The sequence below is a fragment of the Sulfitobacter sp. genome, from assembly GCF_036960155.1.
GTDB lineage: Bacteria > Pseudomonadota > Alphaproteobacteria > Rhodobacterales > Rhodobacteraceae > Sulfitobacter.
Map to the genome: position 1 here is coordinate 220944 of NZ_JBALWB010000004.1, position 17169 is coordinate 238112.

Sequence of the window (17169 nt, forward strand, 5' to 3'; positions counted from 1 at the left end):
AGTTCACCCGCACCTTGTTTGCTCTCACGTAGGGCTGTTTTTTAATTGTTCCTGGCAGCATTTTTGGGGTTTGTCCGTGTTTTCTACGTCTATAACCCAGCAACCAAACGGGGTGGTATGGCCATATCAGAACTCTTGGCTTGTGGGTGAAAGGTCTTTGACCGCCCGAAAGGTCCAACACTTAAACGTCAAAGAGGACGGGCACCAAATGCTGCCCGTCCTCTCTCTCGTTTTTCCTCTGTTTATAGTGGTTTAGAGGATGAAATCGTCCTCGCTCAATGATGTGACACCCAATAGAATAATATTCAGATCTGCGTTTCCATCACCATCAACGTCAGCCAGTACAAAACCATCTGTACCGTTCTGGGCAAACCTAACCTGGCCTGCCCCGCTCAGTGCGGCGCTCCCAACAAAGGTGAAGGACTGATTACCCGCAAGTGATGTGTCAGCATCAATTGTGGACAGATCGATTTGGTCCGCTCCGCCTACACCAAAGTCGGCAATTACATCACGGCTGCTCGAGGTGCTCTCGTCGACCTGATTAAAGTCAAACGTATCCGTGCTGCCGCCACCAGTCAGGGTGTCCGCACCAAGTCCGCCTGTCAAGGTATCCGAACCTCTCATACCGAGCAGTTCATCGTCACCGCTGAAGCCAAACAACATGTCAGCGCCGTTGAAGCCGAGAATGGTGTTGCCGGCTCCGTTACCGACAATAACATCGGCCCCTGCGTTCGAACCATAGACATCCTCGAACCCTGTGAACAAATCTGTGCCGGACGAGCCGCCTACAGCCTGATCAAGGCCTTGGAAGCGCAAGTTAACAGTCACACCACTCGCTGAGCTGAAGTAGCTCAGAATGTCAGCATCACCAGCCCCGCCATCCATGGTGTCGTTGCCACCTGAACCTTCAATCAGGTCGTTGCCTGCGCCGCCGTTAAGGACGTCAGCGTCGCCAATACCGTAAATTTGATCTTCACCGTCTCCGCCGTTGATCTCATTGCTGCTTGCAGAGCCGACCAGCAGATCATTTCCGGAACCGCCATTGATGCCCTCGACTGAGATGAATGTATCGCTGCCTTCACCTGCCGAGACATTTTGTGCCCCTGCAAAGTTGATGTTGACCACGAGGTCTTCGGTCGAGAGGGAATAATCAGCCACATCGGTCCCGATGCCACCATCGAAGGTGTCGTCGCCTGCCCCCCCGATTATGACATCATCACCTTCAGAGCCAGCAAGCGTGTCATTGCCCGTGCCACCTGTCAGCGTATCATTTCCAGCAAGACCATCGATGTTATCGTTTCCAGCCTCACCATCCAGCACATCGTCGACCGCAGAGCCAGTAAAGATATCGTCACTGTCCCGCCCGAATACGTTGACTGACACAGTGGCCGTGCCGCCGTCCGTAAGAGTGTAGGTAAAGCTGTCCGTTACCGAAGTTATCGCCCCTCCAGAAGCCGAAGATGGCAAATAAGTAAACGCGTCATTTGTGTCGTAAACAAACGTCCCGTCCATCATCACAGTAAGGAGCGCACCCGAGGAGAGTGTAATCAGATTTCCGACCGAAGCTGTGTTGCCATTCACCGCCGCGATGCTCAGCAACGCTGTGTCGCGATCAACATCAGATCCCGATCCGTTGTCGGCAAAGAGATCCAGGCCATTAATTATGGTAAATTCGTCGATCGTAAAGGCATCGTTGGCGGCGTCAGCCGCGTCATCGACACCGTTGGCTGTGACCGTAAAGGACGCCGACGTAGTTTCCATCGCAGAATCTGTCGCCGTGAACACAAAGTCGTCTATCACATCGCTGATAGCTGCTTCGACCAGTGCATCATCAGGGCGGTACTCATAATCACCTGATGAGGAGTTCAAGAACACCGTGCCAGTTGCTCCGGACAGCTCAAGATCGAATGTCCCTTCTGTAGAAGTGATTGCACCAGTCAGACCGAACGCCACAGTATCACCGGTGTCCGGATCACTGGACGTTAGAACACCAGTTGTGGTCGTGAATGTGTCGTCCCCGGTGGTATCGGTCAGCGTTACACTGGAAATAGACACATCGAGGGTTGGCGCATCGTCCACCGCGTCGACAGTGACGGTGACTGTTCCATCGTCGAACAGTGCTCCGGTTGTGTCATCCGTAACGGTGTAGCTGATCGAAGCCGCGCCGTTGTAGTTGTCGGTTGGTGTGAAGGTGATCACCGTGCCCAAGACCGTAACAGTCCCCTGCGCCGGATCAACACTGGCTGTGACGGTCGTTGTGTCACCGTCCACTTCACCAATCAGGCTGGCCACATCGATGGTTGTCGCTGTGTCTTCGTCGGTTGATGCAGTTGTATCCGCAGCTGTTGGCGCATCGTCTACTGGAAGCAGATCAAGGCTGGCGTTGGCCGTAGCTGTGAGTAGGCCATCTGACGCGACATAGGAGAAGGTAACAGCACCATCGTCGTTCAAGTCAGGCTGATAGTTCCAAGTACCATCATTGTTATCAGTCAGTACACCGTTGCCCGAAGTCAAAGTAAGCGACGTGATCTCCAGAGAGGCATCTGCGTCGATATCGGTAACACCAAGGGCGATTATCTCGGCCTGAGTGATGACACGCAAAGTGTCTTCGTTAGATGCGATCAGCGTTACAGCTGCTGCTGTTGGCACATCATTATCGCCTGTCACTTCAACAACTACCGATGTGGTCGTTGATGAACCTCCGTCCTGAACGCTGTACTGGAAGTTGGCGGTATAGACCTGCCCGCCATTCAGACTTTCCGGTGCCGTAAGCGTATAAGCGCCATCGGTGCCGAGCGTTATAACCACGCCATCAACAGTTGTGATTTGATAGCCAGTTGCTGTGATTACCGCGGATGCAGACACCGAGCTGGTGATGTTTACGATTTCACGGGTATCGTTGGTATCCACGTCAGTGTCGTTATCAAGGATATTTCCGGTAATTGTACCTGCTGTATCTTCTGTAGCTTCGATCAGATCCGAGACAGCAACGATAGCGTCGTTGACCCCCGTGATTGTAACCGAAACCGTCGCGGTTGTTGATAAGCCAGCTTGGTCGGTGACCGTGTAGCTGAAGCTGTCAATCGCCGTCTCGGTCGCTGCCAAGCTATTGAATTTAGCAGTCGACGAAGTGAGGTTATAGAACAACTGGCCATTCTCTTGGAGCGTGATTTCGGCACCCCAATCAGTTGTAATAACACCAGCAGCAGCCGCGCTCACCACAGCTGAGCCACCATTGGGGTCCAAGGTATCAGCAATGTCTGCAACATTGGTAACTGTGAATGTATCACCGTTGTCCGGGTCGCTATCTGCTGTGCCAAGTGTTCTTACGTTAATCGCTGATGCAAAGGCCCCTTCAGTGGCACCAAAGCTATCATCTTCAGGTGTCGGGCTATCGTTGCTTGCTGTGATGTTTACGGCAACCGTCTGTTCTATCGCCGCAAGACCATCACCATCGGTGAGATTGAGCGTGATATTACGCGAAGCAGCTGGATTGTCGCTTGTGGTTACGTAGGTCAGCGCAGTTATGACCGCTTGAACCTGCGCACTTTGTGCACTGTCAGAGAAGGTCACGCTGAGCGCGGCAGTGCCACGTCCCGCGATGGATCCCACGCTGGTGCCTGAAACCGTGACATCGGTGCCTGAGATGGCAACGTTGCCCGCAGTATCAAGGTCCAACACATCCGTCGCGTCACCACCATCAACCGCAGCCGCAAACACACCTGTGTCATAGTCTAGTGCATCGACATCAGTCAGCGTTACGTCTGCTGCAACCGCCGTAGCGATTGGTGCTGCCGCATCAACTGCTTCGATGTGTCCGCTTGTTACTTGTGCGGTGGTATCGATTTCAGTGGAGTCGTTGACCGCCGCCACTGAGACAGAAACTGTTCCATCGTCAGACAACATCCCTGTTGTGTCGTCCATGACCGTGTAGCTGATCGTTGCCGCGCCGTTGTAATCGTCGGTTGGCGTGAAGGTGATCTGCGTGCCCGAGACCGTAACAGTCCCCTGCGCCGGATCAACACTGGCCGTGACCGTTGTTGTATCACCGTCCACTTCACCAATCAGGCTGGCCACATCGATGGTTGTCGCTGTGTCTTCGTCGGTTGATGCAGTTGTATCCGCAGCTGTTGGCGCATCGTCCACCGCGTCGACAGTGACGGTGACTGTTCCATCGTCGAACAGTGCTCCGGTTGTGTCATCCGTAACGGTGTAGCTGATCGAAGCCGCGCCGTTGTAGTTTGCGGTTGGCGTGAAGGTGATCTGCGTGCCCGAGACCGAGACAGTCCCGTGCGCCGGATTAACGCTGGCTATGACGGTTGTGGTGTCACCGTCCACTTCACCAATCAGGCTGGCCACGTCGATGGTGGTCGCTGTGTCCTCATCGGTTGATGCAACGTCATCCGCAGCGATTGGTGCATCGTCCACTGGTGCCACAGTGATTGTCACCGTATCGACATCTGTCAACGCACCACCGGAACCGGTGTTGCCACCATCGCTGGTGGAGATGGTCAGCGTGACATCCGCAACAGCATTCAATGCTGGGCTAAAGACTGGTGCGGAAGCCGTCAGATAGGTATTCAGATCGGCTAACGTACCGCTCAGCGTTACTAATGAGGTGCCGCTGTCGAGGACACTCACGCCACCGCTGGCAGTTGCAGCGATTGAGCCGCTGTCAACAGACAGGATCATTGTGATCGTGCCGCTAGCCGCATCCACATCTGCGACCGACAAACCAGTCAATGGCAGGTCCGTATCCTCGGTTGCAGAAAATGCTCCGGCAATTCCATTTTCCGGTGCATCATTCACCGCATCCACGATGACATTAACGGTAACCGTATCGGTCAGCAGACCATCGGTAACTTCGACAATGAAGCTGTCAGTGCCGTTGAAATCGCCTGTTGGAGTGTAAGTGTATGCGCCTTCAACGCCGAAGGTCACAGCACCGTTGCTTGGTGCACCACCTGCCGCAAGAGCGTAGTTGAGCATTGCGCCCGCATCTACATCAGCTGCCAGAATGGTTCCGGTGATGTCCGTTCCTTCATCACCACTGACGGCGACATCAGATGCAACTTCATCGATTTCAGGGGCTTCGTTTACACCCGTTACGTTCAGAACAAAACTGGCTGTAACACTAGATGATCCTGCAACTGTGGCGTCACGAACCTCAACGGTAACTTCATAGTCGCCGTCCATGTCTGCGTCGTTCGGATTCTCAAAGTCGGCTGGTCCTCCGTCAAACCGCAGCTCAGGACCGTTTTCGCCCTTTGCGATGCTGAACAGTGACGCGTCGGCACCAGTAAGCGTAATGTCGTTAAAGCCAATCGCATCATCGACAACTCCAATGTCCGCGACTTTCAGACCGCCAATCGGTGCAGAGGTGTTTTCGGCAATTGTTGTCTGCTGGTTGGTCAACACCACGTCAGTTGGTGCTTCGTTAACATCTGTAACCGTTACGCTGATGGCCTGCGTTGACAGGTTTCCAGCTGTATCAGTGGCTTGGACTATTACTTCGTAGATGTTGTTGGTATCCGCGTCCGCTTCGTTCTCGAAATCAGGCGCGTTGACGAATTGTAGTGTGTTCAATCCATCTGTGCTGATGGTGAAGGCTGTCTCATCTGCGCCCCCCACAATCGTGAAGCTGATGTCGCCAACTGGCGTGTCCACATCCGTAGCTGTCAGAGTAACAACATCGATTCCGTTCTCGGAATGGGTTTGCGCTGCAACCGTGAGGATAACGGGGTTCGTGTCATCCACATCAAGAACCGAGATGGTGAAGTCTTCTGTAACAGTAGACCCATCAATACTGGTGGCCAGGACAGTGATTGTATGGCTTTGCGCCGTCTCAAAATCAGGCGATGGCGCGCCAACTGTTTGCGCAAGACTGACTACACCTGTCGTATTAATCTCAAAGATGCCGCCGGCGTTGTTACTTAGCTGGAATATCACTCCGTTGTTCGTGGCATCCCCATCGAATGCGGTGGCGGTAACCCCGACAGTGCTGCCTGCAGTTGCATCTTCGGAAATCTCGTTTGCGTCTTGATCCCCGTCGCCAGTTGCCGCGACATCAAATTCGTCTACATCGTTGATATTGATGGTAAACGTCGAGGCCGTGCTTGCCGCACCATTTGCAGGTGTAGCGGTTACCTCGATGTCATAGCTTGCTGCCATTTCGCGGTTGATATCTGCTCCGGTTTTGACCGTGACAACACCCGTAGAGCTATCAATGTCAAACAGGCTTGCACCGTCGCCACCCGAGATCGAGTAGGCGATTGCGCCCGACGTGATGTCAGCATCGGTTGATAGTGCCGTCAGACCGACGGGCGAGCCACCTGCGGCGTTTTCGTCCACAGCATTGTTGGCACTGTCGTTATCTACGGCGGCAATCGTGAGGTTGTCATCCACATCAGTTACAGTAACCGTGACGCTTTGCGTGGTTGATGCAAGCTGGCTATCTGTAATGGTCACTTCCAATGTGTGGCTGGTAGACGTTTCCGCATCCAGATTGGCTCCATCCAAAAGTGAGATTTCACCTGTGGTGACATCAATCTCGAACAAACCAGAGGTGTCATCAGTGATCGCATAGGAATGAACATCGCTTTGATCTGAATCTGTCGCTGATGCCGTCGCAATTACGGATGTATCGGAAATGTCTTCGGCAACTGTCGCCGAAATACCCACAGCAACCGGCACGTCGTTTGTGCCCGTTATTGTAACCGTGACGGTCTGTGTATCTGACCCGTTGGACATGCCATTATACATGTCGTCAGCCGTCAGCAGATATTCGACAAGCAATGTCTCACCTGCCCCAAGGAAGTTGAAAGAGCTGTCGCCCGTGGCACCAGACGTAAAGGCCCAAGTGATGTCAGATCCCGCACCGTCCGCGTCCACAGTTACCGTATCGGCGAAACCCGTTGTGGCAGCGGCACCAGCGGCAACCTGCAACATTGATTTCAACGCTGCATCGCTCAAAGGAGACGTGCCTGTATAACTGCCCGTGGTTAGTGCTGTCGCGCTTGTCACCGTGAGGGTTACAGTATCCGAGGTGTCTTCGTCAGCAATGGTCAGTGTTCCGGACGTGTTCACGACGCCTTCTGGTGCCGCTTCGGTCACCGCACCTGCATCTGAACCAATTGCACCGCCAATAACTGGCGCGTCGTTTGTCCCGACAAGTGAAATCTCAACCCGTTGGGTTGTAACGCCACCTTCGTTATCGCTGATGGTAATGTCATAGATTTGCGGGCTGCTTCCGAGTGCTTCACCTTCGGAAAGCGCATTAAGATCGGCGTCGGGTACAACAATGCTCCAGCCAACCGTCCCAGCAGCAACTGTACCACCAGAGGGTGAGAAGGAAACTGTACCAGTGTAGCCGGATGCTGCTGCGATAAAACCAAAGGAAGGCAATGTTGTGCTATCCGCATCGGTAAACGCGATGGTACCTGAGGCACCAACTTGCACGCCCTCTGTTGGTCCTTCGGCCTGTTCTTTTACTTCGCTATAAACAACGCCATTCTGTGTTGGTGGGGTTGTCGCGCCAACCACTGGCGCATCGTTTTCGCCAGTCACCGAAATGGTCAACGATGCCTCGTCAAATCCAGCTTGCGGATCTGTTGCACGTACTGTCGCCACGATTTCGGGGTTCTCACCATCGCGTAGCATATCGATGCCGGCGCTATTTGGCTCAAAGTCGTAATTGCCATCGACATTGACCGTCAGCGTACCCAGCTCGATCAGGCCGGTGCCAGCTGTTGTGCCAACTGTCCCGGCACTGCGATCAAAGTAGAACGTTTGCGATGTCTCATCACCCTCAGGCACAGGCATTTGACCCGAAATTGTGTACTCCATCGCAGCCGCATGCCCGGCATCACGGTCCGTCGCAACGAACGCACCGTTCAACGTAGCTTGAGTATCGGCAGCGTCTGTATCCAGAATGCTGCCTGTTGCATCAGCCAATTCGGGCGTATCGTTTGCAGGCGTGATATCAACCGTCAGTGTTGCCGTGTTTGTGGCCATACCGTCAAAGACAACCACAGTGAACGTTTCCTGCGGATCTTCATTGGCCTCCAAAGCCTGCACTTTCGCCGTATCAACCACATAGTTGTAACCGCCAGTTTCTTGCAGTGTCAGCGTGCCGTATTTGCCGAGCAGCGATGTGGTTCCCATTGCAAGGGTTTCACCATCAATTGTATAGCTCAGCACGGAGTCATCATCTGCATCCGTACCCACAAGCGTGCCAGATACATCACCCAAGATGGTGTCGTTGCCAATCGTATCTACAACCGCTGGGGTTGTAGTAACATCCGCCAAGACAGGCACGTCATTGGTGCCAGTGATGGTGATCACCACGTCTTGTGTGGCGGTCGCAGGGGTTGGCATGGTGTCGTCGCTGGCTGTGATTGTGTAGGTCAGCTCAAGTTCTTCGCCGACTTTCAGGAAGTCGAAGAGCTCGCCGCCCGCGTTGAACGTCCACGTTACCGTGTCGCTGGCTTGCAAGCCATCAAGGCCATCGCCCGCCGCCATTGTCAGCATGCTACTTGTATCAACTGCCGTGCCGTCATTGGTGACCAAGCCACCGCCAGTCACCGCAAGGGAGACAATATCACTCACGTCAACATCCGCCAACGTCAGCGTTCCCGACGTGATCAGAGTGCCGTCTTCCGTCACAGCACCTTCCGCGTCAGTAGCAACTGCCGCCGTGATCGTCGGCGCATCGTTGGCCCCGTCGATCGTGACGGTGAGTACCTGTAACGCCGTGCCATCAAGAGAGGAAACCGTGATCGTATCGGTCAATGTATCATCCACACCCAGCGCCTGAACAGGTGCGTTTGTGCTGTCCAGCGTGTAGGTCCACACCCCGGCTGCCGTCAGCGTAAACGTGCCATACCCTGCGTCGCCAGCCGTGCCAGCATGCGCGATAAAGAGGGATTCCCCGTCATCTGCATCCACAGCCGTCAAGGTGCCACCTGCAGTAACCGCGTCCATATCTTCGGTAACAGTACCCGTCGCATCCCCAGAAATCATAGCCATGTCATTGGTGCCAGTGATGGTGATCACCACGTCTTGTGTGGCGGTCGCAGGGGTTGGCATGGTGTCGTCGCTGGCTGTGATTGTGTAGGTCAGCTCAAGTTCTTCGCCGACTTTCAGGAAGTCGAAGAGCTCGCCGCCCGCGTTGAACGTCCACGTTACCGTGTCGCTGGCTTGCAAGCCATCAAGGCCATCGCCCGCCGCCATTGTCAGCATGCTACTTGTATCAACTGCCGTGCCGTCATTGGTGACCAAGCCACCGCCAGTCACCGCAAGGGAGACAATATCACTCACGTCAACATCCGCCAACGTCAGCGTTCCCGACGTGATCAGAGTGCCGTCTTCCGTCACAGCACCTTCCGCGTCAGTAGCAACTGCCGCCGTGATCGTCGGCGCGTCGTTGGTGCCTACAAAGGTCAGTACAATGGGCCGAGCTGTTGTTGTTGTGCCGTCGGAGATTGAAATCAGGTACTCTTGAGTGAACACCTCGCCTTCGGCCAAATGGTCCAAGAGGCCATCCGAGATATCAAATTGGTAGAATACGACGCCAGCATCCGCTTCGGCAGTGCCTGTTGGCGCAAAGAAACCAGCAGAGAATGTGCCAGCATAATCTGCCAAGAGTGCGGCGTCTACGCCACCTCCCTGAACCGCGACCGTTGTTACCGAGAGGTTGCTGATATCACCCGGATCAACGTCATTGAAGGTGATCAATCCTGTTTCGGTTGGGCGTGCTGTGTTTTCCACGCCGATGTCGGCATCTGTGAATTCTGTGATGGTCCGAGCGAGATCGCCGCCGTCCAGAATGTAGGGGGCATCATTGGCACCATTGATGCGGATTGTGCTTGTGAGATCAACGGATTGCGTTGATCCATCCGGCGAAGTTGTGGTCACTTCATAGCTGATGACGATATTCAAGAACTCGGTGTCATCAAGCGCATCAAACACAGCCGCATTGCGGTCAAATGTGACCACTCCGGCAACGGTTGTTAGATCGAAGGCTGCTGCAACATCCGTCGCGGAGAAGCCTGCAGGGATTGTTCCTGCTACAGCCATTCCACCTAACATCTCACCAGATGCGGAGATTGCCGTGCTGGTAATAGCCCGCGTATCGCTTGCATCTTTTTCGGTGACGTCCGTGACATTAATGGTGTCGGTAGTCTCTGGGCCATCCCCAAGCAGGTTCACGGTTACTATGGCTGGTGTTACAACTTCGGGAACGCCGCCAACCAGAACGATTTGATCATCGACAAGCACAAGAGAGTCACCTTCGCTGAAGGCATTCTCGGTCTCGGCCAGGATTACAGGTGTATCGTTTGTCCCAATGATCGTGATTGTGACTTGTTGCACCGCAGACACGGAGGCCTCGTCAGCGCCCATACCGTCAAAGCTATTCTGATCATCAACATTTAGGTCATAGACAACCGTCAAGGTTTCGCCTTCGCCGAGGAAGTCGGCCAAGGCATCATCGAGACTGAAGCTCCAGTTGATTTGACGATCATCTGTCCCGTCAATCACGGCTGTGAAGGCATCAAGCGCGGCCTCAAGTCCGTCGGGAAGCGGTGTGGTTACCTCCGAAGCGGTCCCCAAGTTGTCGGCCCCGTTCACATCGGTCCAAGTAATGGAGGTGCGCGTGGCGCTCACTGCGTGCTCGTCGGATAAATCCGCATCAACAATGGCCAATGCGCCTGACGCCACGAGGTTGCCACCAACGAGTCCCGTCGACTCCGTAACAGTGCTCCCGATCGCTCCAGCACCGATTTCTGGACGGTCATTTGTTCCTGTCACTGTGACGGTCACAGTCTGGGAAACCGTTTCGTCGCCATCTGCCGCTTGGACAGTGTAGGCCAACGCAATGCTTTCACCGTTGGCAAGGAAATCGAATGTCTCCGTACCGCTGTCAAAGGTCCAAGTCGAAGTGCCCGTGGCATTGCCCGATCCGGTAACCAGCGTCGAACCATCGGTGATTGTCAGCATGTTTTCAAGCGCTTGTGCGTTTGAAGTGTAAGTTGTTCCAAGTACTCCAGTTGCCATAACCGAAGTGACGCTCACTGCAACGCTATCGGATGCATCCACATCCGAAATGGTCAAAGTGCCGGTTGTCGTCAGGTTTTGGGCATCGGATTCCGCGACGGACTTCGCGTCGGAATTGCCAGTTTCAACCGAAATGACCGGTGCATCGTTGCTGCCTGTTACGGTGACGGTAACGGGAAGCTCGTCATAACCGCCAAGCCCGTCTGCCACACGCACGGTAAAGACATCTGTTACCATCGCATTTTCGGCCAGCGCCTGTGTATCCGTGTCCGTATTCGCAAGCGTATAGATCCACGTGCCTGCATTGGTGAGTGACAGGCTGCCGTAAGTACCCTCAGCAGTGCTTGGGGTGCCGTTGGCAACAACAGGCATTTGAACAGCCGCGCCGTTGATTTCCGTGATTGACCAAAGCTTGGCATCATCGGCAGCCGTAGGAGCATCGACATCAATATCCGTTACGCTAAACGCGCCGGATGCAGTCACATCCCCCATCTCAGCGGCACCAACTTCGGTCACATTATTGTCTGGCATAACACCAGCATCAACCGTAACGACAGGTGCGTCATTTGTGCCAACAATCGTGAGCGTCACAAGTTGGATATCGAAGGCGGATTCATCGTCAGAGACCTGAACTTCAAAGGTCTCGCTGACGGATTGCCCCTCATGCAGTGCATCAACAGCTGCTGATCCATTGGCCAGCGCGAAGGTCCATACACCTGCCGCCGAGATGGTAAATGTGCCGTAAGTGCCTGTAATTTCAGTTGTGCCGTTGTTTGACTGTAGCCCCTGCGCGTTGGCAGAGAAGGTCAGCGCGGTATCGCTTGCATCGACATCAGTTGCGGTCAGCGTACCTGTCGCTGATGGCGTACCCGCATCTGCTGCGTTCATGGCATCCACGCCGGATTCGGTAACAGTGCCCAAATCGTTATCACCTGCGACACTGATTACAGGCGCATCATTTGCGCCGTCAACATTGATCGTAAGCGTATTGGTCGCCGTGTTGCCCGTACCGCCACCATTGTTGGCGATGGTATAGTTAAATGTCTCGGTTACATTTGAAGCACTGTCGAGCGCCTGTGTCGCAGCATTGGAATCGTCTAGTGCATAGCGATATGTACCGTCCGCATTTACGAACAGGCTACCATAGGTGCCGGTCACTTCGGCCTCGCCAGTTTTGTCGAATTCCAGCGTCTCCTGTGCCGTTGCGCCATGAGAGGCTTCAACTACGGCCAAAGCCGCGGCTTCGGTTGCGTCTGAATCAGTCCAATTGGCAGAAGCGGATAGATCGCCGGTTACCTGGTTGGTACCAGCAGTGCCATTTGCGGTGCCGCCCGCCTCTACAGCGGTAACTGCAGCGGTTGAATCGGCAATGATGACGGGCACATCATTAGTGCCTGTTACTGTGATTGTTACAATGTGATCGGCTGTGGCGTCACTGGTGCCTGATGAATCATCCGCACGCAGCGTGTAATTCAGGACCAGCGTTTCACCTGCGCGTAGGAAATCAAACGGCGATGTCGTTGCATCGCCCGCCTGAAAGCGCCACGTGAAATCGGACCCAGTGCCATCCGCGTCAAGCAAAGCTGTCGCTGACCCATACGTACCCGTACCGTCACCGGCAACAACCTGCATCATGTCCGCAAGGGCAGTTGGCGCTGTTCCAACAAAATTGCTGGACCCGTCTATTTCGACGCCAAAGACTGTCACGGTTACATCATCGCTGAAATCAGTATCTGCAACGCTAAGGGTTCCTTGCGTTTCAAGCTGCTGGTCGGACGCATCGTCAACGACCTCGGTCACGCTGGCGCTGGAAGACGTAGCCGAAATCACAGGCTGATCATTAGTGCCTTGAATTGTAACGGTAATCGTTTCAAGCAAGCTACCGCCCTGACCGTCGGAGATTGTAACATCATAGGTCTGAACAATCGTTTCCGTCGCACCGAGCGCATCAATAACCGCCATTTGCGTTGCTTGCGATCCCGCGGGTAGCGGGAAACCAATGGTGAAATCCCATCCAACGATGCCCTGACCATCGCCAGTAATTGGATCATCAAAGCCGGCAATCAGGACACCCAGATAACCAGTCCCATTGTTAGCCACATTGATAGAGTGGATATCGGTCAGATCATCGTCGCTGACAGTATAAGTGCCACTTGTGCCAAAGGGGGTGTCGTTTTCGCCGACTAAGCCATCCGCACGCTCTGTCGCTGTCGCACCCAGTGTATTTGTTCCCGCGCCCAAAATAGGGGCGTCATTTAGGTTTGTCAGCGTCAGTGTAATCGTCGAGGTCGTCGCGTTACCCCCGTTGTCGGTACCGATCACATCCACATCAATGGATACAGGCGTTGTGATGGTTCCGTTGCCGTCTGTAACACCGCCGCGTGCCTCAAAATCAAAGAATTCCCGAGCAGCTTGAGTATCGGAAATAACCAGATCGAAATCGTCCGCGTTTGCGACGATACTCACGGCGTCATAGACACCTCCGGTTCCACTTAACGCATACGTCGTGCCGTCGTCACCTAACAGCGAGTCAAGCACGATGGCGCCAGCGGTGGCGGCTTCCTGATCTGGTACTTCGGCTAATGTAACCGCATTTGTCTCTGACACGGACGCAATGGTATCAATGCCAGTTGAGGTCGCAACGGCCGCTGCCGTGGTCAACGTGTTGCCTGCTGCATCCTGGCCACCGGTGACACTGAACGTGATATTGAAATGGTCTGCCGTAGTGCCCGTCACATTGTAAGTAATTGCAAGTGTTGTATTTCCTGCATCCCACACACGTGCGGTCATTGCATCTTCGGTCAGGTTGGTTGCTGCATCGCCGTTCAAAACCACGGTCGGATCAACAGCGGGATTCATCGCTTCGTCAAATGTGATGGTTAACGTGACAGTGTTGTCATCAAGATTGATCTGCCCGTCAGTGCTTTCTCCGGTGAAATCACCAGATACGACCAACGGTCCGGTCACATCCAGATCATAGCCGTTGGACACAACCTGTGCCGTATTGCCAGCGTCGTCAGTAGCGACGAGCGTGACAGTCAGATTACCGTCTTTCAGCTGTAGCTTTTGTGCTGCGGTCAGCGTTACGGGACTGGATGCAAAGTCTGCAGGGCTCGTCAAAACAACGTCTGTACTGCCAATGCCATCCGATACGACCGTGATCGTGCCCGTTGCATCCGCGTCGATGCCGAAAAACGCAATCTGAATGGCTTCGGAGCCACTGAACGTCATATCAGCACCTGAATTTGTGAAACCCACGCTCAGCGTGGTTCCATCCGCATCGGCCGAGGTGTCCAACTCAAACGTCGGCGCAGTAGGCGCTGCGACGGAGTTGCCAGCGGCGTCAGTAACGACAAGCGTGACAGTCAGGGTACCGTCAGCCAGATCCGCTTTTTGTCCGGCGTTGAGCGGCAAAGGGTTGGTTGAGGAACTGGTTATGCCTGTCAAAACGACAGGCGTGCTGCCCGCCCCATCCGAGGTGATCGTGATTGTGCCCGTCGCATCGGCGTCGATGCCGGCAAACGCGATTTGAATGGCTTCGGTGCTGTTGAACGTTGTATCGCCACCGGAATTTGCGAAGCCCACGCTCAGCGCAGTTGCGTCCGCATCGGCCGAGGTGTCCAGCGTAAACGTCTGCGCAGCAGGCGCTGCGGCGGAGTTGCCAGCGGCGTCAGTAACGACGAGCGTGACAGTCAGGGTGCCGTCTCCCAGCATCGCTTTTTGTCCCACGGTCAGTTCCATAGGGTTGGTTGAGGAGTTGGTTATGCCTGTCAAAACGACGGGCGTGCTGCCGGCGCCATTCGAGGTGATCGTGATCGTGCCCGTCGCATCGGCGTCGATGCCGGAAAACGCGATTTGAATGGCTTCGGCGTCGTTAAACGTCGTATCGCCTGCGCCAGCGAAATTCACTGTTGGTTGGCTCGGCGGATCAAGGTCAATATCTATAGAGGTCGCCAGCGATACTGTTGTAGACCCATGAACTTCTGGCGTAACAGCGGTATTCTGCCCTCCCATCACTGAGATGCCCGCTACAGAGAAGGTTCCCGACATCCCTGTAACTTCATACGTGATTGTTACAGTATCAACCGAGTTCCAATTTGGGGCTGGCGTCGTCAAAGAAATCACAGAAGGAAGCGGTAATCCAAAGTCGAGAGTTGGAAACACTGATGGGTCCATCTGCTGATCAAAAACGACGACGACCGTAAAGGTTGTCGTGTCTCCGTTGATAACTGTGAGGCTTGGCGTGACGGATGTAACTTCGACCATGGGAATATTCTTTCATGCAAACAAGTGGAAACAGCCCAGCCAAAGGACTGAACTCAAATATATCTATCTTTAGATTGGGATTTAGGGGGTTCGGTGGTTTACCAACCGGAGCGCATCAAGGTGGAGTTTTAGTTCTCCAGCTAAAGCGTCAAAATTATTCATATTAACATCCCCCAAGACTTAAACAATTTGCTTCTCTGCACAAAAAAAACTGCGCCAACTCGAATAAAGTAACTATTCACAAACAAACCAACCAAGAATTACTTAGGACAAGTCTGGGTGTTAGCATCGTATTGGATTACCCCCACGTCAAGAAACAATTAACAGTTAGTTAACGCAATTAAGCCGAAAAAAACAAAAAATGACGCCCTTAAAAGTGACGATATAGACCTACTTTTGGCTCGCGTTTAATTCAATATTGAAACAGATATAGTGCCACAAAATCGTTACCTAACAGTACTAGATTTCGGCTGAGAACTTGTTGAGTTCACGGATGGTTCAAGGACTCTCAAGTATTTGTTATTAATGCGTTACTTTGCTCAATAATTTTCGTTATGCCGCCTAGGAAAAGCACTAGAATTTGATCAAATCCAACGTGCGTTGTAAGGGCAATATGAACCATACTAACCCGCTACGTTTAACAGGCCTTGGAAGGTTGGTTGCTGGGGCCTTACAACATCCAAAAGCTTCTCGTGATGGTGGGGATATTTATGAATACCAAAAATAGAAATGCGATCACAGGTTGAGTCATTCCCTCTAATATAGAACTTTAATTCATGTCGGGAATTTCAGTGGTATAAAACCTATTAGAATCAAAGTCAGCCGTCGAGAATCGCATCGTGCAAACAGGCCAATTCCCGTATTAGTATTTTATTTATGGAAATTTAAACCTGAAAGGGAATTTGGGTATATTCTATTATTCTCGTCCAATTGCCTGCCGTTCGTTAATGCGCAAAATATACTTCAACGGGTGCCTAATTCGTAAGCTATCAGATGATGTGATTTTGGTTTTTGGACCTACCGATATGTGCTGCCTTAACTTTAAACGTGAGATACGGCAGGCAACACCGCGGGCCCGTTATGCCGATCACTAGGTCGACATGCTGCAGGCCCCTGTACAGCAGTTCCCTGCCCTACATGGCGATGTTTTATAAACGAGAGGGCAATTGCATGATCAGCCTTACACCCACAAACGGTTCTTTGAGCGGCGGCAATGCCATTCTCCACCAAAGTGGATAGCCCAACCGTAAAACGCCAAAACGTACCGATAGCATCACAGATGACGCATTGCATAGCCCAGCCCACGGGATGAGCTAACTCTCTGTTGTTTATAATAGACTTGGCCCCATTAGGACCAGACGCCAGTCAATCATGGTGTCCAACGTCGTCGACCCTGAACACGCCGTTGCCCATTCGTTTTCGATGAATTCAGAGGTTGAGACCAGTATCCATCAACGCTTTGATATCGCTTTCTGACGTACCAGCAACGATGCGGCCCAGCTCTTTGTCACCGCGCAAAACCAGTAACGTCGAGCGGCGTGGAATATTGCGGGAGGTGGTGACTGCGTGGCGCGCAAAGTCATCCCAGTCGACCTTCACAAATGTCATGGCCTCATCATAGCTTGAGTTTGATGCCCGCAAGCCGTTCACAACCCGCTCTTGGCGTTTGCATGTGCTGCACCACGTGGCGGAATAATCTACAAAAACTGTCTTGCCGTCAGCTAGCGCCTTTTCAATAATCCCAGGCGCATAAGTTACGTAATCACCGGCTGAAGCTGCGGCAGGCAACAGGCCCATTGCGGCGGCAGTTGCTACAAAAGTACGACGGTTCATGGTCATAGTGTGTCT

Annotated in this window: 2 protein-coding genes; both read right to left on the bottom strand. The window is 53.3% G+C overall.

Annotated features, from left to right (window positions below; translation table 11 throughout):
* Positions 1-252 precede the first annotated feature (252 nt).
* Entirely contained in the window at positions 253-15321 is a 15069-nt protein-coding gene (locus V7775_RS12505) for a beta strand repeat-containing protein (protein WP_335752233.1), read from the bottom strand.
* Positions 15322-16749: 1428 nt separating this feature from the next.
* The gene (locus tag V7775_RS12510) at positions 16750-17160 is read right to left on the bottom strand and encodes a thioredoxin family protein (protein WP_335752234.1); all 411 of its coding nucleotides are present in this window, start codon (positions 17158-17160) and stop codon (positions 16750-16752) included.
* Between the last annotated feature and the right edge of the window lie 9 nt (positions 17161-17169).